Origin of the sequence: Deinococcus rhizophilus, assembly GCF_030271215.1 — a bacterium.
Lineage (GTDB): Bacteria > Deinococcota > Deinococci > Deinococcales > Deinococcaceae > Deinococcus > Deinococcus rhizophilus.
On record NZ_JASNGB010000429.1, the window covers coordinates 1 to 361 of the forward strand.

Consider the following 361-nt stretch of genomic DNA (forward strand, 5'->3'; position numbering starts at 1 on the left):
GGGCCAGCCGGACCGGGCCGAGGGCGCGCTCGCCCTCACCGGCCCGCTGGAGGGCGAGGACGAGGGCCGCGCCCGCATCGTGCGGGCCGAACTCGCCCGGCAGCGCGGCGACCGGAACGCGGCGCTGGAGGAACTGCGCCCGCTGGACCCCGGCACCCTGTGGGCGCGGGAGGAAGCGCACGCCTTTCCGGAACTGTTCGCGCTGCTCCCGGCGGCGGGGTTGCCCACCCCGGCCCCCCTCCCGCGCCCTGAGCGCACGGTGGTCCGGGTGCGGGCGATGGGTGCCCCGCGCGTGGAGGTCGGCGGGCGCCCGGTGCCCCTCGGCGGCCCCGGGCTCGCGGTGCTGTGCGCCCTGCTTGGC

Annotated in this window: 1 pseudogene; it reads left to right on the forward strand. The window is 80.6% G+C overall.

The window, feature by feature from the left end:
• Positions 1–361, forward strand: a pseudogene (locus QOL99_RS17705) (tetratricopeptide repeat protein); the annotation flags it as partial.